Origin of the sequence: Microbispora oryzae (genome assembly GCF_017896165.1) — a bacterium.
In the GTDB taxonomy this organism is placed as follows: Bacteria; Actinomycetota; Actinomycetes; order Streptosporangiales; family Streptosporangiaceae; genus Microbispora; species Microbispora oryzae.
In genome coordinates this window covers 156,241-182,138 of sequence record NZ_JAFCNB010000006.1, presented here as the reverse complement: position 1 = coordinate 182,138, position 25,898 = coordinate 156,241, and the positions used below count along the sequence as shown (strand labels likewise).

Sequence of the window (25,898 nt, the reverse complement as noted above, 5' to 3'; positions counted from 1 at the left end):
AAGGAAATGGCTCGTTACACGGGTCCGGACTGCAAGCTCTGCCGTCGTGAGAAGACCAAGCTCTTCCTCAAGGGCAAGAAGTGCGAGTCCGCCAAGTGCCCCATCGAGATCCGTCCGTACCCGCCGGGTGAGCACGGCCGCGGCCGTCCCAAGGAGTCGGAGTACCAGCTCCAGCTCCGGGAGAAGCAGAAGACCCGCCGGATCTACGGCGTCCTCGAGAAGCAGTTCCACAACTACTACGAGGAAGCCAACCGCAAGACCGGCAAGACCGGCGAGAACCTCCTCCAGATCCTGGAGAGCCGTCTCGACAACGTGGTCTACCGCGCCGGTTTCGCGGAGTCGCGCGACGCCGCCCGCCAGCAGGTGCGCCACGGCCACTTCCTGGTGAACGGCAAGAAGGTCGACATCCCGTCGTACCGGGTGCGCGAGCACGACATCATCGAGGTCCGCGAGAAGTCGCGCAACCTCCTGCCGTACGAGGTGGCCCGGGCCACCGCCGGTGACAAGACCGTGCCCGCGTGGCTCGGCGCCTCGGCGGACAACCTGCGCGTCCTCGTGCACCAGCTCCCGGTTCGCCAGCAGATCGACACGCTGGTCCAGGAGCAGCTCATCGTCGAGCTCTACTCCAAGTAAGTAGAGCCTCGCGACCACGTCATGACGCCGTACGACCGGTCAGGTACCGGGCGTACGGCATCATGGTTGTAGGCGAGCGGCGTCAAATAGCGGGCGCCGCCGTAACCGAGGGCCGGTCCCGTCGCATCCGGCGGCGGCCGTCCCGGACTCAGGAGTGATCAATGCTCATCGCCCAGCGCCCGAGCCTCCAGGAGGAGCAGCTCGAGGAGCACCGGTCCCGGTTCATCATCGAGCCGCTGGAGCCGGGCTTCGGCTACACCATCGGCAACTCCGTGCGGCGCACGCTGCTGTCCTCCATTCCGGGGGCGGCCGTCACCAGCATCCGCATCGAGGGTGTGCTCCACGAGTTCTCGACCGTGCCCGGGGTCAAGGAAGACGTCACCGACATCATCCTCAACCTCAAGTCGCTGGTCGTGTCCTCCGAGCACGACGAGCCGGTGGTCATGTACCTGCGCAAGCAGGGCCCGGGTGAGGTGACCGCCGCCGACATCGCGCCGCCGGCCGGTGTCGAGGTGCACAACCCCGACCTGCACATCGCCACGCTGAACGGCAAGGCGAAGCTCGAAATGGAGCTGACCGTCGAGCGCGGTCGCGGGTACGTCTCCGCGGCGCAGAACAAGCAGCCGGGCCAGGAGATCGGCCGGATTCCGATCGACTCCATCTACTCCCCGGTTCTCAAGGTCACGTACAAGGTCGAGGCGACCCGTGTCGAGCAGCGCACGGACTTCGACCGTCTGATCCTCGACGTCGAGACCAAGCCGTCCATGAAGCCCCGCGACGCGGTGGCCTCGGCCGGCAAGACCCTCGTCGAGCTGTTCGGGCTCGCCCGTGAGCTCAACGTCGAGGCCGAGGGCATCGACATCGGCCCGTCGCCGACGGACGCGGCGCTCGCCGCCGACCTGGCGCTGCCGATCGAGGAGCTCAACCTCACCGTCCGCTCCTACAACTGCCTCAAGCGCGAGGGCATCCACACCGTGGGTGAGCTCGTGGCCCGCAGCGAGCAGGACCTGCTGGACATCCGCAACTTCGGCGCCAAGTCGATCGAAGAGGTCAAGCAGAAGCTGCACGAGATGAGCCTCGCCCTCAAGGACTCCCCGCCCGGATTCGACCCCACCGCGGTCGCCGGCGGCGGATACGACGACGAGGACGGCGGCTTCATCGAGACCGAGCAGTACTGAGCATCGCCGCAGTACTGAGCACCGCCACATCAGCCGCCTCACGCTCCCGGGCGTGAGGCGGCGACGACAGTCCACGACCGGTGCGCCGGTCGGCCCGACTCCGGTACCTGACACGGCCGGGGCGGGTTATCCACGAGGAGCATCAAGATGCCCAAGCCCACCAAGGGCCCCCGTCTCGGCGGCAGCCCGGCTCACGAGCGGCTGATCCTGGCGAACCTGGCCACCGACCTGTTCGAGAACGGCCGGATCCGCACCACCGAGGCCAAGGCCAAGCGGCTGCGCCCGCTGGCGGAGAAGCTGATCACGAAGGCGAAGAAGGGCGACATCCACAACCGTCGCCAGGTGCTGACCATCGTCCGCGACAAGAGCGTCGTGCACCACCTCTTCACCGAGATCGCGCCGAGCTTCGCGGAGCGTCCGGGCGGCTACACCCGGATCACCAAGGTCGGCCCCCGCAAGGGCGACAACGCTCCGATGGCGGTCATCGAGCTGGTCACCGAGCAGCTGAACCCGGTCCGCGTCGCGCGTACGGCTCCGGCCGCCACCCCGGCGACTCCGGCCGCCTCCGACGAGGAGACGGCGGAGAGCACCGAGGCTCCGGCCCAGGCCGAGGCCGCCGCCGAGGAGACCGTCGCCGAGGCCCCGGAGGCCCCGGAGGCCGCGGACGGCGAGAAGAAGGACGAGGCCTGATCCAAACCAGGATCGGCGAGCGGGTCCAGCTCCCCTGCGGGGATGCCGGGCCCGCTCTTTCGCTTCACCGGGGTGTCGTCGTGGCGGCACGCCGTACGGGAGGAAGGTCGTGGACCGAGACGTACGTCTGAGGCTCGATCTGGGCTACGACGGCACCGAGTTCTCCGGGTGGGCGCGTCAGCCAGGGCTGCGGACCGTCCAGGGGGAGCTGGAGGACGTCCTCGGCCGGGTGCTGCGGCTCGATCCTCCGCCCAGGCTGACGGTCGCTGGCCGCACGGACGCCGGGGTCCACGCCCGGGGCCAGGTCGCTCATGTGGACGTCCCGCTCGCCTCGCTCGCCGCCGCGGGGACGACTCGCGGGGCGACCCCGGGGGACGATCTGGAGCTTCAGGGGGCCGAGTGGCTCGCCACGCTCACGCGACGCCTCGCGGGCATGCTGCCCCCCGACGTCCGGGTGCACACCGTCCGGGTGGCTCCCGAGGGCTTCGACGCGCGCTTCTCCGCGCTGTCGCGCAGGTACGGCTACCGCGTCTGCGACGCACCGGGCGGGGTCGACCCGCTGCGGCGCCGGGAGGTGCTCTGGTATGCCCGGCCGCTCGACGTCGGCCTGCTCAACGAGGCGTCCACCCGGCTCCTGGGCGAACACGACTTCGCCGCGTTCTGCCGCAGGCGTGAGGGCGCGACCACCATCCGGGAGCTGCACCGGCTCGACTGGGTCAGGGGAGACGACGGGATCGTCCTCGCCACCGTGGTGGCCGACGCGTTCTGCCATTCGATGGTCCGGGCGCTGGTGGGTTCCCTGCTGAGCGTCGGCGAGGGCAGACGGCCGCCGGAGTGGCCGGGGGAGGTGCTCGCGGGAGCCGTACGGGATCCCGGGGTGAACGTCGCGCCCGCGCACGGCCTGACGCTTGAGGAGGTGCGCTACCCGGCCCCGGACGAGCTGGCCCGGCGCGCCGAGCTGACGCGCCGGGTGCGCACGCTCACTTCTTGACGCGCTTCTCGATGACCTTGGCCGTCTGGTCGCGGAAGCCGCCGCTGATCGGGGCGAGGCTCTTGTCCTTCGCCTCGGGGGTGTGCCCGTCGGCGTAGGTCGCGTAGCTGAAGACGATGTAACGCCCCCACACCATGCCGGCCGCGTATCCGCCGGAGATCGCCACCCGGTCGGCGCCGGTCGACTTGGGGGCGTTCATGCCGCGGAACCACACGTTGCCGGCGAGGTCCTTGGCCCGGTCGACCGTGAGGGCGGCCTGCTTCGTCGGCATGACGGCGATGCCCGTGGTGACGGCGTAGTCGTGTTTGCCGTCCACGTAGGTGGCCCGCAGCACCTGGCGGCACTGCTGCTGGTCGAGCGCCCCCGCGAAGGCCCCCGTCGCCGACTTCCCGCAGGAGCCGACGACCTCGACCTTGACGCGGCGGTACGTCCGCCCGGCCACGGTGACCTTCGTCTCGGGGAACGCCTCGGCGGGTGTCATCTTTCTGGGGTCGGTCCGCTCGGAGTCGAGCACGGTGGACGGCGGCACGCTGGCCTGCGGCCCCGCCGGGGCGGGCGCGCCGCCGCCGGCCGCCGAGGTCCCGTTGGAGGCGGTCTGGTCGGGGTCTTCCGAGTAGGCGTAGTAGGCCGCGGTGCCGATGGCCGCCACGACGATCACCGAGCAGACCGCCAGCAGCACGCGCCGCACGGTGCCCCCACCCGCGCCGCCCCCAGCCGCCGGCCGCTCCACACGGAGCGGCACCGGGAGGGCGGCGGACGATCCGGAGGGGCTCGGGAGCTGGGCCGTCGTGTCGCCCTGGGGCGTGACGTCGATCCCGCTCGGCGGGGACGGCCGACCGGCCCTGGCCGGGGTCACGGGCGTGAACGCGAATGGAGTGGAGCCGGACCTCTGCGTCGTGGGCGACGCGGAACCGGCCGCTGGGGAGTTGGGGGGCATCTGTCCTGCAGGGGTGTCGGGCGAGACCGGCCACGCGACAGGGCCGTCCTGGACCGGCGCGTCCGGCGATGGCGGGTTCACGGTTGGCGGATGCACAGAGTGCGGGTCCATGGACTGTTGCTCTGCGGACTGTTGCTCTGCGGACTGTCGCTCTGGGGACTGTGGCTCTGGTGACTGCGGCGCTACGGACTGCGGGGTCGCCGGCCCGGCGGGGTGCTCGATCTGGCCGGGAGCACCGGAAGGAGCCGGTCCGGTCCCGTACGTGGCGGTGGGGGTCGTGTCGAAGGCCGGCGCCGCGCCGGGCAGGTCGGGCGACGGGAACTGATCGAGGGAGGAGGCCGGGTGGCCGCCGGGGAGCGGCAGCCCTTCGGGCGGGGTCGCGGCGAGCATGGGGTCGGAGCGGCCGTGGGAGAACGCTTCGGGCGCTGTCACGGGCGCTGTCTCGGAGCCGGCCCGGGGCAGCGCATCCGAGTACGCCGCCGATGGTGCCTCGGAGAGCGTCTCAGGCCGTGTCTCGGGCTGTGTCTCAGGCCGCGTCTCGGGTGGGGTGAGGGCGTGCCTGCCCTCGGCGCGGCCCGTCGCACCCATGGCGCCGCCCTCGGCGTCCGGGCCGTACGTGGCGGACCCGGCGGTCTCACCGCCGTCCGGCGCGGCGACGCCGCCGGTGGGAGCCGGACCGAGCGCGGCCGCCGGGTCGCCCGGCGCGTCGCCGTCCCTGGCGTACGCGGCGGGCGGAGGCCATGAGGAGCCGACCGCGGGAGGGCGGTCCGGAGACTCGTCCTCGCCGGGCAGGCGTGGCGGCCAGACAAACCGGTCACCGGGCTCCAGAGGCGGCTGGGCGTTCGGGGGAGCCGCCTCCGCGCCCGGGGGCACGGAAGGCACGGGCGACATCGGAGAGTCCGGAGGCATCGCGGGCGCCCCAGGCGCGGCCGTGGCGGACCAGTTGACGAAGCGGGCGGGAGCGGTGGCGTCCGGCGCCGATGGCATGTGCGGCGCGGGAGGCATGTGCGGCCCGTCCGGCGCGGGTGGCGCGGGTGGCGCGGCCCATGGGGGCGCGGGTGGCGCGGGTGCCGACCACGGCGGCGCCGGATCACCGTTCGGCGCCATCCCGTGCCGGCCCGGGGCCTCGGGGCCGGGCCAGGCACCGGCGGCCGGCGCCGGAGGCCACTGCCCCGACCCGGGGTCGTAGGAGCCGGGCCGGTACGGAGGCGGACCGGGCTCGCCGAGATGCCTGGGCGGCGGACCGGCGGGCGTCTGCCAGGAGGTTTCCGGAGCGGCCTGAACCGGGGGCACCCAGGGGCGGGGCTCGATCGGCTCGACGGCCGGTGGCGGGGTGTCCTCGGCCCCCGGGGCCGGGCCGGTGTAGGCGGGCGGCGGAGGAGCCTGGCCGGATGCCGGGGGCTGCGGCCATGCGGTGCCCGAACCGGGGTCGGGCTGGGTGGGCGCCGGCCATGCCGTGCCAGCGGCGGGGTCGGGTTGGGAAGGCCCAGGCCATGCGGTGCCCGCACCGGGTCCGAAATCGGGCCCGGGGGCGTGGGGCCAGGCCACCCCCGTCCCGGGGTCGGGTGCGGGGGGTTGCCACGCGACGCCCGTGCCAGGGTCGGGCGTGGGGGGCTGCCACGCGACTCCGGTGCCGGGGTCGGCGGACGGGCCGGGCGGCCACGCGGCGCCGCCGTACGGCCGCGGGACGGGCTGCGCGGGCCACGGGCCGCCCCCGCCCTCGTACGCCGGGGCGGGCTGCCCGCCGGGCCCCGGTTGGCCGGGAACGTGCGCGGTCGTGGCGTCGCGCCCCGCTCCGCCGTACGGCGAGGGGGTGGCGGCCGGGGGCACGGCGCGGAACCGCCCGGTGGCCTCCAGATCCTCGGGCGGCATGCCGGAACTCTGCCCGAAACTCGGCGGCGGCAGAGGAGGCGTCACCGAGCCGTCGGCGCCGGAGCCTTCACGGGTCTCCGCCCTTTCGCGTTCCTGCTCGGAACCGGAATCCTTGCCACGCATAGCCCGAAGCGTATCCGCGACCATGCGATCGGCGTGCCCCCATGGGCGTTTCCGTTGCCGTGGCAGACCCCCGGCATACTCGGTGCAAGCTCGCGAAACGCCTGCGCATCACGAATTGTCAGCCGTGGCCGCCCGTCAGAGATCGGGTGTCGAAGGCAGGGAAAACAGTCGCGTCGGTGATGTCGACCGCCGTCTGGTACAGCCGCTTAAGATCCGACTTGCTCGGCTTGTGCCCGTCCTGGAACTGGAACCACAGGAGCACGGCGTAGTGCCCGTGGGTCCAGCCGCCGGCGTAGGCCTCGCCGCTGCCGAGGTGTTTGGAGACGTCGTCCTTGCCGGGCAGGGGCTTGAGATAGTCCTTCCGCTCGCCGCCGCCGCCCGCCGCGGCGACCTTCTTGGCGCCGCTTGACGTCTTGAGGTTGGCGACGCCCACGGTGCCGATGACCTTCCCCTTGGCGTCCCGGTAGCTCGCGCGGAGGAGCTGGTTGCACCCCGCGGTCTTCAGGGCCTTGGTGATGGTCGGGCCGGTGACGCCGTCGGCGCAGGTCTTCTCCTTGCGCCAGGCGGTGCGCAGGTAGGACCGGCCGTGGTTGACGACCTTCTTCTTGCCGAACAGCTCCGCGGCCGACAGGGGCTCCTTGTCCGTGGCGCGGGACGCGGCGTATCCGTACCGCCCCGCGGCGCCGGCCGGGACCGGCTGGGTGGACGACGGCTTCGGCGCGGGAGGCTGGGCCTGCGGCGGCGGCTGGTTCTTCGCCGCCACCCACAGACCGAGGAAGAGCGCCCCGACGAGCAGGATCAGCCCCCCGATCAGCGCGATCGGCCGACGCCAGATGGGCACCGCGTACGGATCCCACTCCGGCTCCGCCGCGGCCGGAGCCGGCGGCTTACGGCTCGGCGTCGGCCCGGCCCACGGCCCGCCCCGGTCGTCGTCGCCCGCTCCGCCGGCCGGCGCCTCGTGCACAGGCCCCTGTCGCGGTGCCTGCTGCGGTGTCTGCTGTGGCCCGGTGTACTGCTGCGGGGCGTACTGCTGGGGCCCGGTGTACTGCTGGTCGCCGCCCTGCGGGGCGTCGCCGTAGGGTGACCTGCCGACGCCCTGGGGGGCGGCGCCGTACGGGGAGCCGCCATATTGAGAGTCCCCGTACTGAGAGTCGCCGTATGGGGAGCCGAACGGGGCCTCACCGCGGTAGGGGGGCTCACCGTAGGGCGGCCGGTCCGGGTGGGAGGGCGAGCCGTGGGGAGGCTGCTCGGCGCCGTACGAGGGATCGCCGCCGGCGGTCCGGGGAGCCGTCTGGTCGTTCCACGAGCCATACGCGACGGCGGGGTCGTCCGCGGCCTCGTACGGGGGCGGGGTGTGCCACTGGGGCCGGTCGGAGGACGGTCGCGGCTGGAGAGGCGGCCGCTGGTCGCCGGGGTAACCCATGGCCCCGAGATTAGTCGGCGATCGGGACACAAGAGGAAGGGTCAGGAATAACCGAAGTCCTCGGTCCACCACAGTCCGTCGACGCCCGTGGACACTCCCACTCCCGTCGCGACCAGGCGGCAGTTGAGCAGCGTGGCGCGGTCGCGGGGCCCGGCCATCCAGCCTCGGACGACCTCTATCGCGGTCTCGTAGCCCCGCGCGATGGTCTCGGCGCCACTGTCGGCGTATCCCGCCGCCGCCATCCGCTGCCAGGGGGTGGTCCCGCCCGGGGAGGTGTGGGTGAACTGCCCGCTGACCGCCATCTCCGTGGCGTGTACCCGGGCGGACCGGACCAGGCGGGAGTCGATCCGCAGCGGCCGGCACCCGCTCGACGCCCGCTGTTCGTTGACGAGCCGTACGACCTCCGCCTCCATCCCGGCGAAGGAACCCGGCAGGCCCGGGCCCGCGTCGCCCTGCTCGGCCGTCCCCGGGTTGAGCGTCGTGTACGAAGAGCCGCCGCCCGAGCCGTCGATCATGGTGGACGGATTTCTCCGCCTGCGGGGTGACGAGGTGACTTCCGGGGTGGCCGGGGTGCCGAAGCGCTGGACGTGTTCGAGAGGCGGACGCTCCCGCCGGGCTTCGGCGAGGGCCGCCTTGGCGCGGGCGCTCGGCGAGGGCTGCGAATTGCGCAGGTAGAGCTCGTCGGGCTCACTCGCGGTGGCGGTGAGCCTGCCGATCACCACCCCAATGAGCAGGACGGAGGCGATGCATGCGAGCAGCCCCATCCGGGTCCCGCGACGGGGTATCCGAGGGGTGTGCCGGGTGTGAGGGGCCTGCCACATACCGCAGTCAAATATAGGGATATGAGGCATGGGGAAGAAGGGGCGTACGGGGAGGAATTTGATGAGCGTTCAACTGAGACGTATGTCTGGTTTGGTGACCGCCACCGACGGGTCGCTTTGACCAGGCCGTGATGGGCCGGTAGTCTGCTGGTTCGTTGTGTGTGGACCGGTCTGTTCGTAGACCGGTGCACGGCGCGTCCGGCGTCTTCTCCCGTACATGTGGAGACGGAGGTTGTCGCCGTGCCCGCGCAACCTACCGAGAGTTCACATTCCGACAGAAGGCACTGCCGTGCGCACGTTCTCACCGAAGCCCAACGATGTCGAGCGTCAGTGGTACGTCATCGACGCGACCGACGTCGTGCTCGGCCGGCTGGCCAGTCAGGTGGCCACCCTGCTGCGTGGCAAGCACAAGCCGATCTTCGCCCCGCACGTCGACACGGGCGACTTCGTCATCGTGGTCAACGCCGACAAGGTGGCCCTGACCGGCAACAAGCTGGAGCAGAAGAAGGCGTACCGCCACTCCGGCTACCCGGGTGGTCTGCGGTCCGTCAGCTACGGCGAGCTCATGGAGAAGCGTCCGGACCGGGCCGTCGAGAAGGCCGTCCGCGGCATGCTTCCCAAGAACTCCCTGGGCCGGAAGATGGCCAAGAAGCTCAAGGTCTACGCCGGGGCCGAGCACCCGCACAAGGCCCAGCAGCCGGTGCCCTTCGAGATCAGCCAGATCGCCCAGTAATCGCGAGCCAGGAAAGTTAAGAGGAGAACCGTGGCCGAGCCCACCGGTATCGAGACGCTCGTCGAGGGCGAGCAGGAAGACTTCTCCTCGGAGGAGTTCCCTTCCGAGTACACCACTGAGTCGGCTCCCGCCGGCGACGCCGTCGTCCGTAAGCCCATCACCACGGGCAACTCGTACGGCACCGGCCGCCGCAAGGAGGCCGTCGCCCGGGTCCGCATCGTGCCGGGCACCGGCAAGTGGACCATCAACGGCCGTTCGCTGGACGCCTACTTCCCGAACAAGGTCCACCAGCAGATCGTCAAGGAGCCGTTCGTCGTGCTCGGCGCCGAGGACCAGTTCGACGTCATCGCCCGCATCGACGGCGGCGGCGTGACCGGCCAGGCCGGCGCCCTGCGCATGGGCCTGTCCCGCGCGCTCGCCGTGCTGGACGCCGAGGTGAACCGCCCGCCGCTGAAGAAGGCCGGCTTCCTCACCCGTGACGCCCGCGCCACGGAGCGGAAGAAGTACGGCCTCAAGAAGGCGCGTAAGGCTCCGCAGTACAGCAAGCGTTAAGTTGGGGCGCCTTTTCGGCACCGACGGGGTTCGTGGGGTCGCGGGTCGCGACCTCACCGCCGAGCTGGCCATGGATCTCTCCGTGGCCGCGGCTCATGTCCTCGGCGATGCCGGGGCGTTCCACGCCAGCGTCGGGCGGCGCGGCCGCCCGATCGCCGTCGTAGGCCGGGACCCGCGGGCTTCAGGAGAGTTCCTGGAGGCCGCCGTGGTCGCCGGCCTCGCGTCGTCAGGCGTGGACGTGCTCCGGCTCGGCGTGCTGCCCACCCCGGCGGTCGCCTATCTCACATCAGCGCTGGGCGCCGATCTCGGTGTCATGCTCTCCGCTTCGCACAACCCGGCTCCGGACAACGGCATCAAGTTCTTCACCCGGGGCGGCTTCAAGCTGCCCGACGCGGTGGAGAACGAGATCGAGCAGCGGCTGGGGGAGAAGTGGGAGCGCCCGGTCGGCCCTTCGGTGGGCCGGGTCAGAGAGGCCTACGGTGAGGCCGACAGGTACGTCTCCCACCTGCTGACCACGCTGCCGAACCGCCTCGACGGGCTGCGCGTCGTCGTCGACTGCGCGCACGGCGCCGCCCACATGGTCGCGCCCGAGGCGCTGCTGCGGGCGGGCGCCTCGGTCGAGACGATCGGCGCGTCGCCCGACGGGCTGAACATCAACGACGGAGTCGGGTCGACCCATCTGGCCGCTCTCCGGGAGGCCGTCGTCGAGCGCGGCGCCGACCTGGGGATCGCCTACGACGGCGATGCCGACCGCTGCCTGGCGGTCACCGGCTCCGGCCGGGAGATCGACGGCGACCAGATCATGACGATCCTGGCGCTCGCCATGCACGCCGACGGCCGCCTGGCGAACGACACCGTCGTCGCGACCGTGATGTCCAATCTCGGGTTCAAGATCGCCCTCAGGAACGCCGGGCTGAACGTGGTGGAGACCGCGGTCGGCGACCGGTACGTCCTGGAGGCCATGCAGGAGGGCGGCTTCAACCTCGGCGGCGAGCAGTCCGGTCACGTGATCATGCTGGATCACGCCACGACCGGCGACGGCCTGCTCACCTCGCTCCACCTCATGGCGGAGGTGGTCCGGCGGGGCACGTCCCTGGACGAGCTCGCCTCCCTCATGCAGAAGCTGCCGCAGGTCCTCGTCAACGTTCGCGACGTGACGAAGGCCAAGGCCGCGGACCCGCAGCTGCTGGCGGCAGTGGCGGAGGCGGAGGCCGAGCTCGGGGACGGCGGCCGGGTCCTCATCCGGCCCAGCGGCACCGAGCCCATGATCCGCGTCATGGTGGAGGCGCAGTCGCACGACCAGGCCGAGTCCATCGCGGGACGGCTGGCCGAGGTGGTCCGCACCGTCTGCGTCTAGCCGTTCCGCTTCGCGAGGCCTCTGCCCGGATCGGGCAGGGGCCTTCGTGCTCTCGTTGGCGAGCGCCGGCTGACACCCACAGGTAACGCGTGCTGCCCGTATCGCCCGGTCACGTGTCCTTGGGGGTCATGCGTGTGCCTTCAGTTGTTCGTCCAGGGTCCAGATGCCGACCTCCACACCGGTCACGCGCCGCCGGTACAACTCGCGCTCGGTAAGGATGCACAGATCGCCGAGACCCAGGCCGGTCATGGCGTGGTCGGCCAGATCGATTCCGGTCCCGCCGCCTCTGAGGAGTTCGCGGAGGAACGGTTCACCCCATTCGACTGTGTGCAACACCCAAGGCGCCTCCCCTCGGATCACCAGATTGAGGAGATCGTGAAGCCGAACGGCCCGGTCTCTGCGGTCGTGCCCGTTGGGTAATTGCGCGATGTGGTTGCCCGTCTCGATCACCGTCGTGACCGGCAGGATGAGATGGAACTCCAGACTTTTCCGGGGCAACTCTTCCTTCAGCGCCTCCCGTTGCTGGTTCTTTCCGGGGACGTCGAGGAGATTGCACAGGACAGAGGTGTCGACGAACTCCACACGGCGGCCTATCTTCAGCCGATCCCCATGAGCCGGTCGAATTCCGAGAACTGTTGCCGAGGCCGTTCGCTCATCACTCCCGAGGTGACGACGGCGCCGAGGTCACCCTGTGCCATCAGGCGAGGGTAACCGTCGAGATCGGGCAGGCGGACGAGGGTCGACTCTCGCGTCTCCGGGTCTCGTGAGCAGACGATCACGGACTTGTGATCGTCTGCGGAGAGCTGGGCCAGGAGGGCCGGGCTGTGAGTGCTGAACACCACCTGTGCGCCGTCATCCCTGACCGCGCGCCGTACCAGGCCGAGGGCCTTTCCGGCCTGTGAGGGGTGCAGGCCGTTCTCCAGTTCCTCGATCACCACCGTGACGGAACGCGTCTGGTCCTGGGCCCCGCCGAGGTCGACATCCCGGCCCTGGGTTATGAGGGTGGTCGCGATGGCCATGAAGCGCAGCAGACCGTCGCTCATCTCACGAGCGGGGGTCGTCGCGCGGCCTTCCCGGAGCGCCAGCATGACGTCGTTCAGTTCCGATCGGATGACCTCGATTCCCGTGACCTCGTGTTCGACCAGTTCGCGTACGAGTTCCAGCAGCTGAGCGAACTGTTCGGGGTTACGCTCCGCCATCTGGCCGATCACGGCGGAGAGGTTCTCGCCCGTCCGCCGCAGCCGGACGTCTCGGCCGGGGACGTACTGCCGCATGAGGTGGGGCACGGGATCGAGATGAAAGACACCCTCGAGTGCCTCCAGCATGTCCTCTGCGGCTTCGGCCACGAGCTGTTCGGCCCTTGTGTCCCTGGCCAGCCTCAGAGGCAGTTGGGCGGTCAGGAGCCTCGTCGAGCGGAACGAGGCTCGTGGATCGCGCCCGCGTGCCCCTCGGTACCAGCGGGCGTCGATGCTGCCCAGGCCGGGTGGAGACTCCAGGGTGGTCATGAGTGTGTGCAAGTTCCGCGTCGTCAGGTCCCTGGTGTTGCGACGTCTGCCGGACAGGCCTCTGAATGTTTCTTCGATGATTTCCGGCTCGGGTCTCACCTGCACCGTCACGTCGAGTTGAGTCCAGAAATAGCCGTCTCCGGCCATCCGATTCGGCGCGATTACGCTGCAGCCGAGACGAAAGCGATCAGCGCCATGGGGCGGGCACCCCTCGATGCCGCCCCTGAGCGCTCCCTCGTCGCCCCGTCGACTGTCCAGGGCGTCCACGATGTCGCCGCCCGCAGCCAATCGGGACAGGACCTCCAAACCGTCCAGCGCGTTCGACTTGCCGCTGCTGTTTCTCCCGATGAGCACGCTCATGTCGCCCAACGGGAGAACCGAGTCGTGCCGGAACGACTTGAACTCCGTCAGGCGCAGTTCAGACAGGCGGGGCCTCATGTGTCCACGGTATCGGGGTTGCCCTGGACGAGGGCTCAGTCGTCGCCGGTGAGGGACAGGGAGCGCAGGCGCTGACCGGCCCACACGAGCGCTCCCACCGTGACGATGAGCATCGCCGGCAGGGCGAAGCCGAGCGAGACGTCCGCCTTGAAGAAGGCGGACGACGAGACGTGGTCGGCGACCGTCTGGGCCCACTGCTGGATGGAGAACTTGCGGGCTCCCGGCACATAGCCTCCGACCACGCCCTCCCACACCAGCGCGTAGATGACCCCCACGGTGACCGCGTGACGGGTGACCACCCCGAGCAGCAGGAACACCGCGGCGTACGCGATCGCGCCGACGACGGCTCCGAGGGCGAAGCCGTTCGCCACCCCGGAGTCGCCGCGGGCGAGCAGGTAGGCGGCGGCGTACGTCGAGACGCCGGCGAAGACAGCGATCAGCGAGGCCGCCACGACGAACTTCGTGAGCACGATCACCGGCCGCGAGATCGGCTTGGCCAGCAGGTGGATGATCGTGCCGTCCTCGATCTCGGGCGCGATTACGCCGGTGCCTGCGATGAGCCCGAGCAGCGGCAGCATCGTCCCGATCGCGAACGTCTTCATCAGGAGCACGGCGGTGCGCTCGTCGGCGCCACCGATCATGCCGATGAGCGCGGCGATGACGACCAGCGCGAGCGGCAGCAGCACCAGCAGCCAGATCCGCTTGCGCCCGAGCATGGCCCGGTAGGTGATTTCGGCCACGACGCCGTTCATCGAGAGCTCCCGGAGATGAGGTAGGCGAACACGCTCTCCAGGTCCTCGTCGGTCGGAGAGACCTGCCAGAGGTGGACGTCCAGATCGCGCGCGATGCGGGGCAGTAACGCCGTGAACCGGGGGAAGTCGACGGCCTGGATCTCCAGACCCTGCGGGCCCAGCGAGACGGCGGCGGAGGACGGGTCGGCGATCAGGGCGGCGGCCAGTCTCCGGTCGTCGCTCGATCGGACCCGGAAGAGGTGGGGCCGGTCGGTCATGCGACGGCGGATCTCGCGGTAGTCGCCGGAGGCGGCGTGCCGCCCGGCCACGAGCACCTCGATGTGCTGGGCGACCCGCTCGACCTCCTCCAGGATGTGCGAGCTGAACAGGATCGTGCGGCCGGCCTCGCCCATCCGGCGGACCAGGTCCATCAGGTGCAGCCGCTGGCGGGGGTCCATCCCGTTGAAGGGCTCGTCGAGGAGCAGCACCTGCGGGTCGTGGACGAGCGCCGCCGCGACCTTCACCCGCTGCCGCATGCCCTTCGAGTACGTCTCGATTCGGCGGTCCTTGGCGTCCGTCATCTCGACCAGGTCGAGGGCCCGCAGGGCGGCCTCTCCCGGCGCGTCGAGCCCGTGCAGCCGGGCCGCGGACAGCACGAACTGCCAGCCGGTGAGGAACCCGTAGACCGCCTCCTTCTCGGGAACGAGCCCGATCAGGCGGTAGATGTCGTGGTTGTGCCAGATCTGCCGGCCGTCCAGGGTCGCGGTGCCGCTGGACGGCGCGAGGAACCCGGCCATCATGTGCAGCAGCGTCGACTTCCCGGCGCCGTTGGGACCGAGCAGGCCGGTGACGCCCGGCCCGATGGTCATCGTGACGTCGTTGACCGCGACGACGTTCCCGTACCAGCGGGACACCTGGGCGAGCTCGATGACACCCTGCCGGGTGGTCACCGGGGAGGTGGTGGTGGTCATCACGCGGCGGCCTTCCGGTAACGCAGGAGGATGCCCGACACGGCGACGGCGACCTCGGCCAGCAGGATCAGGCAGGTCCACAGGCCGGCCGGGTATCCGTCGCCGACCGACGGGTCGGTGCCGAACAGGCCCGACTGGACGGCGTCGGTCAGGAAGAACGGGTTGAGCAGGAGCGCCCACGGCGCGAGGGAGTCGTGCCCGGTCGACGAGAGGATGCCGTTGAACATGCCCGACACGGCGGCCGTGAACATGTAGAACGCGATGACAGAGGCCACGCCGAGCCCGCGGCGCGGGGTGAGGGAGGCGAGGACCACGCCGATCGAGGCCAGCAGCACCGCGGAGACGACCGAGCCGCCGATCGAGGCGAGGTAGTCGCCCGTGCGCGCCCCGCCGGGCAGGTCCACCAGCAGCTCGCCGATGAACATGACGGTGAGCGGGACCGCCGTCAGCAGGAAGAGGGCCACGGTCAGCGCGCTCAGCTTCGCGACGACGTAGTCGGTCACCGTCAGCGGCCGCGACAGGTAGAGCGGCAGCACCCGGAACCGCAGATCCGGAGCGACCAGGTACGGCGACTGGGCGGCCAGGAAGACCGCGATCACCGCCTGCATGAAGACCATGTACTGCGGATAGGGCAGGATGCGCTCCTTGGCCACCGCCATGACCCCGATGGAGACGACGACCGGCATGAACATGATCGCGATCAGCAGCAGCGGCATGATCTTCGCGCGGATCGCGCGCCCGAGGCCGAAGGTGCCCCGCAGGCTCTGGACGGCGAGGGCCATGGTGGCGTTGCCCCGGCCCAGCCGGGGGCCGTCGTAGTGGCGGTAACCGATGTCGTGGATGACCGCGGTGGGTTCTGTCGTCATGCCGCCGGCTCCTTGAACACGTCCTCGATGCGGCCGCGGCGCTGCTCCAGCCGGATCAGGTTGAGGGACAGGTCGCACACCGCGTCGCGGACGGCGTCGTAGGTCCGTCCCGGATCGGCGTCCGCGGCGACCTGGACGGTCAGCGTCCGGCCCTGCACGGCCACCGTCTCCCCGGCCCCGGCGAGCCGCGCGGCCAGCGGTTCGAGCCCTTCCTCGACCTCGACCGCGATCGTCTGACTGACCTGGGTGAACTCGCGGATCGCGGAGGAGCGGAGCAGCCGCCCGCCGTCGATCACGATGACGTGGTCGCACACCCGCTCGAGTTCGCCGAGCAGGTGGGAGGTGACCACCACGCTGATGCCGAACTCGGTGCCGATGCGCCTGATCAGGGCGAGCATGTCGTCGCGGCCCTGGGGGTCGAGGCCGTTGGTGGGCTCGTCGAGGAACACCAGCCGGGGGTCGTGCACGAGGGCCTGGGCGAGCTTGACCCGCTGCTTCATGCCGGTGGAGTAGCCGCCCATCGGGCGGTAGCGCTCCTCGTCGAGGCCGACGTGGCGCAAGGTGTCGGCGGCGCGTTCCCGGGCCGCGATCCGCGGCAGGCCGGACATCTGCGCCATGTGCACCACGAACTCGGTCGCCGAGATGTCGGGCGGCAGGCAGTCGTGCTCGGGCATGTAGCCGACGGCTCGGCGGATCTCCATGCCGTGGGTGCCGGAGTCCATCCCCAGCACGCTCGCGCTGCCCGAGGTCGGCGGCTGCAGTCCCAGAAGGATCTTGATCAGCGTCGATTTTCCGGCGCCGTTCGCGCCGACGAGGCCGGTCACGCCGGGGCCCGCGCTGACGGTCAGATCGTTGAGCGCCGTGACCCGGGGGAATCTCTTGGTGAGCCGCTCCGTGGCGAAGCAGGTGGTCGGGCTCGCTTTCATGTGCTGACCCTATCCGTACGGCGCGGCGGCGGACCTCCGCCGAACGAATGATCCGGCGGTCCGACTTCGGTATGCCCTCCCGTCGCCGTGTCGCCCCGAAGTCACGCCCGGGATCGGCGCCCGAACCGGTGCCAGAGGCGGCGCTGCGCGAACAGCGTCAGGGTGCCCGCGACGACCATCCCGGCGATGTTCTCGACGAGTTGAAGCGCCGATCCGCCGACGTCCGGCCAGCGGCCGAGGGCGAGCGCCACGGCCATGTAGCCCGCCGCGGGCACGGTGGTGACCGAGATGAAGACACCGACCAGCGCGGACGACTTCCCGGCGGTGATCGACAGCACGCCGGCGGCCCCGGCGAGCACCGCCACGATGAACGACCACCTGTCGGGCGTGACGATGAACCGCACCTCGTCGTGGTGCCGCAGCGTGGCGGTGGTGATCCACCCGACGCCGCGGCAGACGAGGGCGCAGAGGAGGGTGACGGCGATGGCCGTGGCGAATCCGATCAGCAGCGTCCGCGCCGCCCCGCCGACCAGTCGTCCGCTGCCGCGCAGGACACCGAACGAGATCGCCGCCACCGCGCCGAACTCCGGCCCCAGGACCATCGCGCCGACAATGAGGATCTGCGAGGGGATGAGCACCCCGATGGCCGCGATCTGGGTGGCGATGACCAGGAAGGCGAGGAAGGCCCAGGTGATCCGGGAGTCGGCGGCCACCCTCCGCTCGAACTGGTCCCACACCACGGCGTCGTCGCCGTCGCCGGGGGCCGCCGCCTCCGCGGCCACGGCGCCGTGCGAGATCGACACGTCGACCTCCTCGACGCTGATCGACCCGTCGGCCTCCAGGCCGAGGCTCTTGAGGTCGTCGAGGACGGTGTTCGCGGCCTCCCTGGCCACGTCGGCCAGCACCAGGTCGCCCTCGGGGCGGCGGGCCGCCTTCTCCAGGACCACCACGTTGGTGACGCCCGGGGCGCGTTCCAGCGCGTCGAGCACCCGGTCCGTCCGCCCGAACGGCGTGATCACGCGCAGATGCAGCACGGACTGATTATGTCCGGTGGCCGCGGCCCACCGGGGCGCGGAGGTGATGCCGGCGGCCGACTACGGCGGTCAGGCCCGGTCGGATCAGGTACGGCGCAGCCGCACGTGCCGGACCGAGTGGTCCGGCCCCTTGGTGAGGATCAGCCCGGCCCTGCCCCTGGTGGGCTCGATGTTCTCGACGAGGTTGCGCTCGTTGATGTCGCGCCACACGTTCCGGGCGAACCGGGTGGCCTCCTCGTGGGAGAGCTCGGCGATGTGGGTGAAGTAGGACTTCGGGTCGGAGAAGGCGGTGCGCCGCAGCTTGTGGAAGCGGTCCACGTACCAGGTCCTGATGTCCTCGGCCAGCGCGTCCACGTAGATGGAGAAGTCGAAGTAGTCGTAGACGGCGAGGGCGTCGGGAGGCGCGGGCTGGAGGACGTTGAGCCCCTCGACGATCAGGATGTCCGGCCGGCGGACCGTCTGCACGGCCCCCGGCACGATGTCGTATTCCAGGTGGCTGTAGACGGGGGCGTCCACGGACGGGCTGCCCGCCTTCACCTCGGCCACGAACCGCACCAGCGCCCGCCGGTCGTAACTCTCCGGGAAGCCCTTGCGGTGCATGATCCCGCGTTCCTCCAGCACCTTGTTGGGGTGGAGGAAACTGTCGGTGGTGACCAGCTCGACCCGGGGGTGCTCCGGCCAGCGGGCCAGCAGGGTGTGCAGGAGCCGCGCCGTCGTCGACTTGCCCACCGCGACGCTGCCCGCGATGCCCAGCACGTACGGCAGGGGGGCGTCCGCCTCGCCGAGGAAGGCGCCCACGGCGGCGCTGCGCTGCCGGGAGCCGGTGAAGTGGAGGTTGAGCAGCCGGGTGAGCGGCAGGTAGATGTCGGTCACCTCGGTGAGGTCGATCGGATCGTCGACCCCCCGCAGGTCCTCCAGCTCCGCCTCGGTGAGCGTGAGCGGCGTGTTCCTGCGCAGATCCCGCCACTGCTCCCGGCTGAGCTCGACGTACGCGTCCCCATCTGCCACGACGGCCAAGCGTAGCGATCGCCGGACGGGCGCCCCAGCCGGGGTCGTACACAGCCTGTGGATGAAAATCGATGGATTACCGCGGCGGGAATGTGGGAAAGGCGCTCGGGCCGGTCAGGCGCGCGCCGCGGGGACGCGGAACTCCACCCCGCTGAGCTCCTCGGACATCGTCCACAGCCGGGCTCCGAGCCCGGGATCCAGGGCGGACCGGGGCGGTCGTCCCGGGACGGGGTCGCCGGCGCCCCCACGCGCCGGGCCGTAATACTGGCCGCCCTCGGCGTCCGGGTCCACGGCGGCCCGTACGGCGGGCCAGGCGGCGCGGTCGTTGCCGTGCGAGATCGGGGCCAGCAGCAGGGCCGTCAGGCGGGAGAGCGCGGACGGCTCCTCGATCCTCTCCCGCCGGGGGCTCGCGCCGTCGAGGCCGAAGCCGGGGTGTGCCACGACGGACCGGATGTCCGCCCCGGCCGCGCGCAGCCGCCGGTCGAGCTCGAACCCGAACACCTGCACGGCGTGCTTGGACTGCGCGTACGCCCGCTGCCGGCCGTAGGAGCGCTCGCTTCCCAGGTCGTCGAGGTCGAAGCCGATCATCCGGGTGATGGCGCTGCCGATGGGGACGATCCTGCTGCCCGGCGTCGCCGACAGGGCGGGCATGGCCAGCGCGGTGAGCGCGAAGTGGCCCAGGTGGTTCGTGGCCAGGGCCACCTCGACGCCCTGACGGGTGGTCTCGCGCCGCTTGCCCGGCTGGGTGAGACCCGCGTTGTGGATCAGCGCGTCGAGCCGGTCGAGCCGGTTGAGCGCGGCGGCCGCGGCCTCGACCGACTCCGGGTCCACAAGGTCCAGCGGGATCGACGTGACGCGCGCGTCCGGCGTGCGGCTCGTGATCGACCGTACGGCGGTCGCCACGCGGCCGGGATCGCGGCCGAGGATCACCACGTCCGCGCCCGCCGCGGCGAGCTGCTCACAGATGAAGTAACCGATTCCGGCGTTGCCGCCGGTGACGGCGACGGTCCGGCCGGTCAGGTCCGGCAGGGCCCGGGGATCCCACGACACTGCGCTCGAAGACACGGCGCTCAAATTACCCCACCGGCGGCCCGGCGGAGGAGGCCGCCGGTCAGTAGCCTGAGCGGGTGATCCTGGGCATCGGCGTGGACGTGGTCGACGTGGCGCGCCTCGGGGCGGCGCTGGACCGGACCCCCACACTGCGCGCCCGGCTTTTCACCGAGGCGGAGGCCGGGCTCCCGGCCCACTCCCTGGCCGCGCGGTTCGCCGCCAAGGAGGCAGTGGCCAAGGCCCTCGGCGCCCCGCCCGGCCTGCGCCACCTCGACGCCGAGGTCGTCACCGGCGCGGACGGCGGGCCCTCGCTGCGCGTCACCGGCCGGGCGGCCGAGCGCGCCCGTGAGCTCGGAGTGGCCCGGTGGCACGTCTCCCTCTCGCACGACGCGGGTGTGGCGATGGCCTTCGTCGTCGCCGAATCCGGGTGACGCGGCTACGGTCGGACCATGCGGACCGCCTACACCTCCGACCAGATCCGGACCGCCGAGCGCGCCCTCATGGCCACGCTGCCCGAGGGGACGCTCATGAGCAGGGCCGCCGCCGGACTGGCCGCCGTGTGCGCGCGGCTGCTCACCGGTGTCCACGGCTCCGTTTACGGCTCTCGCGTCGTCATCCTGGCCGGTAGCGGAGACAACGGCGGCGACGCCCTGTACGCCGGGGCGCGGCTGGCCCGGCGGGGGGCCGGGGTGTCGGCCGTCCTGGCCGGTTCGCGCACCCACGAGGGCGGCCTGGCCGCGCTGCTGGCCGCGGGCGGCCGGGCGGGCGCCTTCGCCGAGGATCGGGCCGCGGATCTCGTCCGCGAGGCCGACCTGGTCCTCGACGGCCTGGTCGGCATCGGCGGCAGCGGAGCGCTCCGGGAGCCCTACGGCACGCTCGCCGGGCTCGCGGCGGACACCCGGGGGCTGGTCGTGGCGGTCGACGTGCCGAGCGGGGTCGACGCGGGCACCGGCGAGGTGGCGGGCGCGGCGGTCCGGGCCCAGGTCACCGTGACCTTCGGCGCGTACAAGAACGGCCTGCTGATCGACCCGGGTGCGGAGCGCGCCGGAGCCGTCGAGCTGGTGGACATCGGCCTCGGGCCGTACCTGCCGGGGCCGGACGTCGAGGCGCTGACCGGCGACGACGTCGTGCGGTTGCTGCCCCAGGCGGGAGTCGAGAGCGACAAATACCGCAGGGGCGTCGTCGGGATCGCCGCGGGAAGCGACAGATACACCGGCGCGGCCGTGCTGTCGGTCGGCGGGGCCGTCCGGGCGGGCGCCGGAATGGTGCGCTTCGTCAGCTCGGCCGAGCCGGTCCGCTATGTGCGCGCCCGCTGGCCGGAGGCGGTCACGACCGTCCTGCGCGACGGCGCGGAGAGCTCGGACGCCTCACAAGCCTCACAAGCACAGGGGTCAGACGGCTCGGACGACCCGCTCCGCGAGGTCGGGCGGGTCCAGGCCTGGGTCCTCGGCCCCGGGCTGGGGACGGACGCGCGGGCGCACGCGCTCGCCCGCGCCGTGCTCGCCGAGGACGTCCCCGTCCTCGTGGACGCCGACGGGCTCTCCCTTGTCGCGGGGGACCGGGCGCTGCTGCGCCGGACGGCTCCCACGCTGCTGACGCCGCACGCGGGCGAGCTGTCCCGGCTGCTGGGCGTCCCGCGCGCGGAGATCGAGGCCGGGCGGCTGGAGCACGTCCGGCGCGCCGCGGCCGAGCTTGGCGCGACCGTGCTGCTCAAGGGCTCCACCACGGTCATCGCGGAGAACGGCCACCCGGTGCGGGCGAACACCACGGGCACGCCGTGGCTCGCCACCGGCGGCACCGGCGACGTGCTGTCCGGTATCGCCGGGGCACTCCTGGCGGGCGGGCTGTCCTGCTACGACGCCGCCGCCTGTGCCGCGTACCTCCACGGGCTGGCCGGCCGCGACGCGGCCGGGGGCGGCCCGGACGGCCGCGGGCGGGCGCCGATCGCCGCGCTGGACGTGGCCCTGGCGCTGCCGGCCGCCATCAGGGCCCTGACATGGGCGTCGATCGGTCCCGGGCAGTGACGGGCGTTTGACACACTGGACAGATGAGTTCATCGTCAGACCGCCCGGAGACCCCCGCCGAGGCGCGCGTGGACCTCGCCGCGATCCGGCACAACGTCCGGCTGCTCGCCGGGCACGCCCCCGGCGCGGAGATGATGGTCGCCGTCAAGGCCGACGGGTACGGCCACGGCCTCGTGCCCGTGGCGCGGGCCGCCCTTGAGGGTGGGGCGACGAGACTCGGCACGGCGTTCGTCCGCGAGGCGCTGGCCCTGCGGGAGGCCGGGATCGACGCTCCGGTCCTGTCCTGGATCATCACGCCCGGCGAGCCGCTGGAGGAGGCGGCGCGACAGGGCGTGGAGCTGTCGGCCGGGACGCCCGAGCTGGTCGACGAGATCGCCGCGGCCGCGCGGCGGGCCGGCCGCCCGGCCGGCCTCCACCTTGAGATCGACACCGGGATGTCGCGCGGCGGCTGCCCCATCGAGGACTGGCCCCGGCTCGTCGATCACGCGCTGGCCGCCCGGGCCACCGGCGCGGTCGAGATCACCGGCCTGTGGTCGCACTTCGCCTGCGCCGACATCCCCGGCCACCCCTCCGTCCAGGTCCAGCTCGCGGTCTTCGACGAGGCGCTGTCGGTCGCCGACAAGGCCGGCGTGCCGAGCGACGCCGTACGGCACCTCGCCAACTCGGCCGCCACCGTGACGCTGCCCCAGGCGAGATATGACATGGTGCGCTGCGGCATCGCCGTCTACGGCCTGAGCCCCGTCCCCGAGCTGGGCGGCTTCGGGCTGCGCCCGGCCATGACGCTCGCGGCGAGGCTCGCGCAGGTCAAGCGGGTTCCGGCCGGTTCCGGGGTGTCCTACGGTCACCTCTACGTCACGGAACGGGAGACCAGGCTTGGTCTCGTTCCCCTCGGGTATGCGGACGGCGTGCTGCGGCACGCGACCGGCCGGGTGGAGGTGCTGGCGGGCGGGCGGCGCCGGCCGATCGCCGGTCGTGTGTGCATGGACCAGTTCGTGATCGACCTGGGCGACGACCGGGCGGAGGCGGGGGACGAGGTGATCCTGTTCGGACCTGGTGACGACGGAGAGCCCACCTGTCAGGAATGGGCGGATTCCCTGGGCACTCTTACTCATGAGATCGTGACCAGGATCGGGTCCCGCGTGCCCCGCGTCCACACGGACGGGCGCTGAGCCGCGGTTGCGAGGAGGGCAGGAATGAGCACACGTCGCAGGGTCGGGGTCGCCGGTGCGGTGGTCGGCGCGGCGTCGGCGGGAGTGGCGGCCGCCACGCTCGCCAAGAGATACGCCGTGGGCCGCATCAGGCTGCGTCCCGACCTCGAGGCGAGCGAGCCCTTCGGCGAGTTCAGGGGACGGCCGGTGACGCTGACGACCTCGGACGGCGTGTCGATCCACGCCGAGGTCGACGGCGACGAGGACGCGCCGCTGACCGTGGTGCTCTGCCACGGATACTGCCTCTCCCTGGACTCCTGGCACTACCAGCGGCGTGACCTGCGTGAGAACTTCCGGCTGGTGCTGTGGGACCAGCGCTGCCACGGCGCGTCGGCCCGGGTCGAGGGCGTCGACTGCTCGATTGAGCGGCTCGGCCAGGACCTCGGGCTCGTGATCGACGAGCTCGTGCCCGGCCCGTGCGTGGTGGTCGGCCATTCCATGGGCGGCATGACGATCATGGCGCTGGCCGAGCAGCGGCCCGAGCTGTTCGGCGACAAGATCCGCGGTGTGTCGCTGATCTCGACCACCGCCGGCAAGCTGGCCGAGGTCACCCTCGGGCTGCCCGCCCTGCTGTCCAAGGTCGTCCACCTCGCCGTGCCGTCCGCGGTGTCGGTGATGCGCCGGGGCGGGACGCTGGTCGACCGGGGCCGCGAGGCCGGCACCGACCTGTCGTTCCTGGCGCTCCGCCTGCTGGGCTTCGGCGACTCGAAGAACGTGAGCCCCACCCTGGTCGACTTCGTCGAGTCGATGATCAGGGCGACGCCGTCCCGGGTGATCGCCGACTTCTACCCGGCGCTGATGACACACGACAAACTGACCTCGCTGGACGTCCTCAACAAGGTCCCCACGGCGATCATCGTGGGCGAGCGCGACTGGCTGACCCCGCTCGACCACAGCAGGGCCATCGCGGCCGCCGTACCCACCGCGGAGCTCACCACCGTGCCCGGGACATCCCACCTGGTCCAGCTGGAACAGCCGGATACGGTGAACGAGGCGCTGCGCGAACTGCTGAACCGGGCCGAGCGGGAGGACCTTTGAGCGAGACGACCAACGCGGGCACCGAGCTCCGGATCGGGGCCGGAGCGCGGGAGTACCGGGCCGGGGACGCGGACCGGACGCGTGAGCTGGGCGCCCGCCTGGCCGCCCTGCTGCGCCCCGGCGACCTGGTGGTCCTCACCGGGCCCCTGGGCGCGGGGAAGACCACCCTGGTGCAGGGCATCGCCGAGGGACTGAAGGTCCGCGGGCCGATCACCTCGCCCACCTTCGTGATCGCCCGGGTGCACCCGTCGCTGACGGGCGGTCCCGCGCTGGTCCACGCGGACGCCTACCGCCTCGGCGGCACCCTGGAGGTCGACGACCTCGACCTCGACGCGTCCCTGGAGGAGTCGGTCACGGTCGTCGAATGGGGCGAGGGGCTCGTCGAGGGGCTGTCCGACGACCGGCTGGAGGTCCGCGTCGAGCGCGGGGCCGCCGGCGAGGAACGGATCATCCGGCTGACCGGTGTCGGCCCCCGCTGGTCCGCCTCCTGAGGCTTTCCGAAGCCCGTCCTGCTTGATACCGATCACCGCGAAAAGAAGATCCTTCGCCATGGGTTGGCATAGATTTTCTGGGTAGATGATCCGGTGGTGGGAGAGGGTGGGCCGATGGGCAGGGTCACGCAGGTCGCCATCGCGGGAGCCGTTCTGGCGGGCGCGGTCGGATGCTCCGCCTCGGCCGAGACCGGAGCCGGGGCCAGCCCCACGATCACGCTGACACCGGGCCTGCCCACGCCGGTGGTGAGCGTCTCCCGGCAGGACATCCACGTCGAGGTCGACCCCGCGAAGGTCACGGGTGGGGCGACCAGGACCGTGCACGTCACCGCCCGCTGCCCGCTCTCGCAGGGCGGCCCCGAATACCGGGCGACGGCGCGCTCCGACGCGTTCACCGGGCTGGTCACGCTGGTGCCCCGGCAGGGCGGGGGAGCGACCCCGACGCCCGCGGTGCCCGAGGTCACCGGTGGGGCGACCATCCGCGCGGACGCCAAGCCGGGCGGCTACCGGGTCCAGGTGCGCTGCGAGGCCACCAACGACGTCGGCAGCGCCGGATTCCGCATCGTCGCCGCCGGCTCCGCGCACACCGGCTTCCCCACCCGCGCCCCCCACGCCGGGGGCGGCGGCACCGCCGCGGGCGGCCCCGAGGACAAGGGCGGCCTGCCGACGGGCGTCGCCTTCGTTGCCTTCCTGGCCGCCGTCGGCGCCGGCGTCGCCGTGGTCCGCAGGCGCTCCGGAGCCTGACCTTGGGAGTTTCCTCCCGGTGGGTGGTGATCGCCGGGATCGTGACCGGGCTCGCCCTCGCGGCCACGACCGGGACCGGGCGCGACCGGGAGCCGTCCTCCGGACCGTCGTCCGTGGTGCCCGAGCGCATCGACATCCCGTCGCTCGATCTCAAGGCGCCGCTCATGAAGCTCGGCCTGTCGGACGACGGCGACGTCGAGCTGCCGCCGTTCGACAAGCCGTCCACGGCCGGGTGGTACACCGGCAGCGCCGTGCCCGGAGACCCCGGGGCATCGGTGATCATCGGCCACGTCGACACGAAGACCGCGCCGGCCGTCTTCTACCACCTGCGCGAGCTCCACAAGGGCGCCCTGGTCAAGGTGGTGCGCAGCGACGGCAGAACGGCGAGTTACGAGGTCGACTCCGTTGAGCGGATCCCGAAGGACGACTTCCCGGCCGAGCGCGTCTACGCCGAGGACGGGCTGCGGCTGATCACGTGCGGCGGCGCCTTCGACTGGGCCCGGCACGAGTACAAGGACAACATCATCGTCTACGCCTCACCCGCCGCCTGACGC

The 25,898-nt window shown here is 71.8% G+C and carries 26 protein-coding genes; 14 read left to right on the top strand and 12 right to left on the bottom strand.

All coding sequences use genetic code 11. The features are described 5' to 3' along the window. Positions 1 to 6: 6 nt before the first annotated feature. From rpsD to truA, 4 genes are all read left to right on the top strand, one after another. Positions 7 to 633 carry a 30S ribosomal protein S4 gene (gene rpsD / locus JOL79_RS13590; RefSeq protein WP_210156139.1) on the top strand — a complete coding sequence of 209 codons (627 nt, stop codon included), beginning with the start codon at positions 7 to 9 and terminating at the stop codon, positions 631 to 633. 161 nt (positions 634 to 794) lie between these two features. Continuing rightward, positions 795 to 1,811 carry a DNA-directed RNA polymerase subunit alpha gene (locus JOL79_RS13585; RefSeq protein WP_210156138.1) on the top strand — a complete coding sequence of 339 codons (1,017 nt, stop codon included), beginning with the start codon at positions 795 to 797 and terminating at the stop codon, positions 1,809 to 1,811. Positions 1,812 to 1,958: 147 nt separating this feature from the next. Then, positions 1,959 to 2,501 carry a 50S ribosomal protein L17 gene (rplQ, locus tag JOL79_RS13580; RefSeq protein ID WP_210156137.1) on the top strand — a complete coding sequence of 181 codons (543 nt, stop codon included), beginning with the start codon at positions 1,959 to 1,961 and terminating at the stop codon, positions 2,499 to 2,501. A gap of 109 nt (positions 2,502 to 2,610) precedes the next feature. Continuing rightward, complete coding sequence (gene truA, locus JOL79_RS13575; protein WP_210156136.1) at positions 2,611 to 3,492, top strand: tRNA pseudouridine(38-40) synthase TruA; 882 nt, start codon at positions 2,611 to 2,613, stop codon at positions 3,490 to 3,492. Here truA and JOL79_RS13570 read toward each other — a convergent pair. The 3 genes from JOL79_RS13570 to JOL79_RS13560 all read right to left on the bottom strand — a co-directional run bounded on the left by JOL79_RS13570 (position 3,482) and on the right by JOL79_RS13560 (position 8,611). Further along, positions 3,482 to 6,424 (bottom strand): hypothetical protein, encoded by a 2,943-nt coding sequence (locus tag JOL79_RS13570; RefSeq protein WP_210156135.1) that lies wholly within the window; start codon positions 6,422 to 6,424, stop codon positions 3,482 to 3,484. The two genes, truA and JOL79_RS13570, sit on opposite strands and share 11 nt — an antisense overlap. Positions 6,425 to 6,542: 118 nt before the next feature. Further along, positions 6,543 to 7,847: a hypothetical protein gene (locus tag JOL79_RS13565; RefSeq protein WP_210156134.1), complete on the bottom strand. Its 1,305-nt coding sequence runs from the start codon at positions 7,845 to 7,847 to the stop codon at positions 6,543 to 6,545. Positions 7,848 to 7,888: 41 nt separating this feature from the next. Beyond that, positions 7,889 to 8,611, bottom strand: a complete 723-nt coding sequence (locus JOL79_RS13560) for a CAP domain-containing protein (RefSeq protein ID WP_210156133.1) — start codon at positions 8,609 to 8,611, stop codon at positions 7,889 to 7,891. Between the two features lie 346 nt (positions 8,612 to 8,957). Here JOL79_RS13560 and rplM point away from each other — a divergent pair, with 346 nt between their 5' ends. Genes rplM through glmM form a run of 3 tightly spaced genes read left to right on the top strand, consistent with a single transcriptional unit; the run spans position 8,958 to position 11,310 of the window. After that, positions 8,958 to 9,401: a 50S ribosomal protein L13 gene (rplM, locus tag JOL79_RS13555; RefSeq protein WP_210156132.1), complete on the top strand. Its 444-nt coding sequence runs from the start codon at positions 8,958 to 8,960 to the stop codon at positions 9,399 to 9,401. Between the two features lie 30 nt (positions 9,402 to 9,431). After that, positions 9,432 to 9,953, top strand: coding sequence for a 30S ribosomal protein S9 (rpsI, locus tag JOL79_RS13550; protein WP_210156131.1), 522 nt, complete (start codon positions 9,432 to 9,434; stop codon positions 9,951 to 9,953). A 1-nt stretch (position 9,954) separates the two neighbouring features. Next, on the top strand, positions 9,955 to 11,310 hold the full coding sequence (glmM, locus tag JOL79_RS13545) for a phosphoglucosamine mutase (protein ID WP_210156130.1): 1,356 nt from the start codon (positions 9,955 to 9,957) through the stop codon (positions 11,308 to 11,310). A gap of 126 nt (positions 11,311 to 11,436) precedes the next feature. On the opposite strand, the gene JOL79_RS13540 is transcribed toward glmM, so the two are convergent. The 9 genes from JOL79_RS13540 to JOL79_RS13500 form a co-directional block, all read right to left on the bottom strand. After that, entirely contained in the window at positions 11,437 to 11,892 is a 456-nt protein-coding gene (locus tag JOL79_RS13540; RefSeq protein ID WP_307848516.1) for a type II toxin-antitoxin system VapC family toxin, read from the bottom strand. Between the two features lie 14 nt (positions 11,893 to 11,906). Further along, the gene (locus JOL79_RS13535) at positions 11,907 to 13,175 is read right to left on the bottom strand and encodes an AAA family ATPase (protein WP_230984733.1); all 1,269 of its coding nucleotides are present in this window, start codon (positions 13,173 to 13,175) and stop codon (positions 11,907 to 11,909) included. Between the two features lie 113 nt (positions 13,176 to 13,288). Further along, the gene (locus tag JOL79_RS13530; RefSeq protein ID WP_210156128.1) at positions 13,289 to 14,005 is read right to left on the bottom strand and encodes an ABC transporter permease; all 717 of its coding nucleotides are present in this window, start codon (positions 14,003 to 14,005) and stop codon (positions 13,289 to 13,291) included. After that, entirely contained in the window at positions 14,002 to 14,955 is a 954-nt protein-coding gene (locus JOL79_RS13525; RefSeq protein ID WP_210156127.1) for an ABC transporter ATP-binding protein, read from the bottom strand. The genes JOL79_RS13530 and JOL79_RS13525 overlap by 4 nt, the downstream gene beginning before the upstream one ends. Next, positions 14,955 to 15,821 carry an ABC transporter permease gene (locus JOL79_RS13520; protein WP_210156126.1) on the bottom strand — a complete coding sequence of 289 codons (867 nt, stop codon included), beginning with the start codon at positions 15,819 to 15,821 and terminating at the stop codon, positions 14,955 to 14,957. Before JOL79_RS13520 ends, JOL79_RS13525 begins: the two co-directional genes overlap by 1 nt. Beyond that, a complete protein-coding gene (locus JOL79_RS13515) occupies positions 15,818 to 16,747 on the bottom strand; it encodes an ABC transporter ATP-binding protein (RefSeq protein ID WP_210156125.1) in 930 nt (309 codons plus the stop codon). Before JOL79_RS13515 ends, JOL79_RS13520 begins: the two co-directional genes overlap by 4 nt. A 101-nt stretch (positions 16,748 to 16,848) precedes the next feature. Next, positions 16,849 to 17,781 (bottom strand): DUF389 domain-containing protein, encoded by a 933-nt coding sequence (locus JOL79_RS13510; RefSeq protein WP_210156124.1) that lies wholly within the window; start codon positions 17,779 to 17,781, stop codon positions 16,849 to 16,851. A gap of 84 nt (positions 17,782 to 17,865) precedes the next feature. Continuing rightward, the gene (gene coaA / locus JOL79_RS13505) at positions 17,866 to 18,789 is read right to left on the bottom strand and encodes a type I pantothenate kinase (protein WP_307848515.1); all 924 of its coding nucleotides are present in this window, start codon (positions 18,787 to 18,789) and stop codon (positions 17,866 to 17,868) included. Positions 18,790 to 18,903: 114 nt separating this feature from the next. Continuing rightward, the gene (locus JOL79_RS13500) at positions 18,904 to 19,854 is read right to left on the bottom strand and encodes an SDR family NAD(P)-dependent oxidoreductase (RefSeq protein WP_307848514.1); all 951 of its coding nucleotides are present in this window, start codon (positions 19,852 to 19,854) and stop codon (positions 18,904 to 18,906) included. Between the two features lie 62 nt (positions 19,855 to 19,916). Here JOL79_RS13500 and JOL79_RS13495 point away from each other — a divergent pair, with 62 nt between their 5' ends. The 7 genes from JOL79_RS13495 (at position 19,917) to JOL79_RS13465 (ending at position 25,895) form a co-directional block, all read left to right on the top strand. Continuing rightward, a complete protein-coding gene (locus JOL79_RS13495) occupies positions 19,917 to 20,270 on the top strand; it encodes a holo-ACP synthase (RefSeq protein WP_210156122.1) in 354 nt (117 codons plus the stop codon). An 18-nt stretch (positions 20,271 to 20,288) separates the two neighbouring features. Then, complete coding sequence (locus JOL79_RS13490; protein ID WP_210156121.1) at positions 20,289 to 21,863, top strand: NAD(P)H-hydrate dehydratase; 1,575 nt, start codon at positions 20,289 to 20,291, stop codon at positions 21,861 to 21,863. Positions 21,864 to 21,886: 23 nt separating this feature from the next. Then, positions 21,887 to 23,032, top strand: a complete 1,146-nt coding sequence (gene alr / locus JOL79_RS13485) for an alanine racemase (RefSeq protein ID WP_210156120.1) — start codon at positions 21,887 to 21,889, stop codon at positions 23,030 to 23,032. Between the two features lie 24 nt (positions 23,033 to 23,056). Beyond that, on the top strand, positions 23,057 to 24,109 hold the full coding sequence (locus JOL79_RS13480) for an alpha/beta fold hydrolase (RefSeq protein ID WP_210156119.1): 1,053 nt from the start codon (positions 23,057 to 23,059) through the stop codon (positions 24,107 to 24,109). A 32-nt stretch (positions 24,110 to 24,141) separates the two neighbouring features. Continuing rightward, a complete protein-coding gene (gene tsaE, locus JOL79_RS13475) occupies positions 24,142 to 24,600 on the top strand; it encodes a tRNA (adenosine(37)-N6)-threonylcarbamoyltransferase complex ATPase subunit type 1 TsaE (RefSeq protein ID WP_210156347.1) in 459 nt (152 codons plus the stop codon). Positions 24,601 to 24,714: 114 nt separating this feature from the next. Beyond that, positions 24,715 to 25,344: a hypothetical protein gene (locus JOL79_RS13470; protein ID WP_210156118.1), complete on the top strand. Its 630-nt coding sequence runs from the start codon at positions 24,715 to 24,717 to the stop codon at positions 25,342 to 25,344. A 2-nt stretch (positions 25,345 to 25,346) separates the two neighbouring features. After that, entirely contained in the window at positions 25,347 to 25,895 is a 549-nt protein-coding gene (locus tag JOL79_RS13465; RefSeq protein ID WP_210156117.1) for a class F sortase, read from the top strand. Positions 25,896 to 25,898: the final 3 nt, after the last annotated feature.

Excerpts from the sequence above, each read along its gene's own strand:
- rpsD (WP_210156139.1), top strand. The coding sequence starts at position 7 with ATGGCTCGTTACACGGGTCCGGACTGCAAGCTCTGCCGTCGTGAGAAG.
- JOL79_RS13585 (WP_210156138.1), top strand. The coding sequence starts at position 795 with ATGCTCATCGCCCAGCGCCCGAGCCTCCAGGAGGAGCAGCTCGAGGAG.
- rplQ (WP_210156137.1), top strand. The coding sequence starts at position 1,959 with ATGCCCAAGCCCACCAAGGGCCCCCGTCTCGGCGGCAGCCCGGCTCAC.
- JOL79_RS13570 (WP_210156135.1), bottom strand. The coding sequence starts at position 6,424 with ATGCGTGGCAAGGATTCCGGTTCCGAGCAGGAACGCGAAAGGGCGGAG.
- JOL79_RS13565 (WP_210156134.1), bottom strand. The coding sequence starts at position 7,847 with ATGGGTTACCCCGGCGACCAGCGGCCGCCTCTCCAGCCGCGACCGTCC.
- JOL79_RS13560 (WP_210156133.1), bottom strand. The coding sequence starts at position 8,611 with ATGGGGCTGCTCGCATGCATCGCCTCCGTCCTGCTCATTGGGGTGGTG.
- JOL79_RS13535 (WP_230984733.1), bottom strand. The coding sequence starts at position 13,175 with ATGAGCGTGCTCATCGGGAGAAACAGCAGCGGCAAGTCGAACGCGCTG.
- JOL79_RS13530 (WP_210156128.1), bottom strand. The coding sequence starts at position 14,005 with ATGAACGGCGTCGTGGCCGAAATCACCTACCGGGCCATGCTCGGGCGC.
- JOL79_RS13525 (WP_210156127.1), bottom strand. The coding sequence starts at position 14,955 with ATGACCACCACCACCTCCCCGGTGACCACCCGGCAGGGTGTCATCGAG.
- JOL79_RS13520 (WP_210156126.1), bottom strand. The coding sequence starts at position 15,821 with ATGACGACAGAACCCACCGCGGTCATCCACGACATCGGTTACCGCCAC.
- JOL79_RS13515 (WP_210156125.1), bottom strand. The coding sequence starts at position 16,747 with ATGAAAGCGAGCCCGACCACCTGCTTCGCCACGGAGCGGCTCACCAAG.
- JOL79_RS13490 (WP_210156121.1), top strand. The coding sequence starts at position 20,289 with ATGCGGACCGCCTACACCTCCGACCAGATCCGGACCGCCGAGCGCGCC.
- alr (WP_210156120.1), top strand. The coding sequence starts at position 21,887 with ATGAGTTCATCGTCAGACCGCCCGGAGACCCCCGCCGAGGCGCGCGTG.
- JOL79_RS13480 (WP_210156119.1), top strand. The coding sequence starts at position 23,057 with ATGAGCACACGTCGCAGGGTCGGGGTCGCCGGTGCGGTGGTCGGCGCG.
- JOL79_RS13470 (WP_210156118.1), top strand. The coding sequence starts at position 24,715 with ATGGGCAGGGTCACGCAGGTCGCCATCGCGGGAGCCGTTCTGGCGGGC.